General features: G+C 75.2%; 1 protein-coding gene. It reads left to right on the top strand.

What is annotated here, in order from left to right; all coding sequences use genetic code 11:
- Positions 1-179 (top strand): DUF503 family protein (locus C3488_RS39855; protein ID WP_146068047.1); only part of this gene is annotated, 179 nt, incomplete at its 5' end.
- Positions 180-238 lie beyond the last annotated feature (59 nt).

Here is a 238-nt window from a genome sequence, read left to right on the forward strand (position 1 = left end):
TGGCGGAGGTCGGCGACCAGGACCTCTACCGCAGGGCCACCATCGGCCTCGCGGCGGTCTCCGGCGACGCGGGGCACCTCACAGACGTACTGGACCGCTGCGAGCGACTGGTCGCCGCGCGTCCCGAAGTGGAGCTGCTGTCGGTACGGCGGCGGTTCCACGGCGACCACGACGACTGAGGCGGCGGCCGGCCGGGTGACCGGCCGGCCGTGCGGGCCGTCGGCGCCGCAAGCACCAT

The organism is Streptomyces sp. Ru72, assembly GCF_002920635.1.
Classification (GTDB): Bacteria; Actinomycetota; Actinomycetes; order Streptomycetales; family Streptomycetaceae; genus Streptomyces.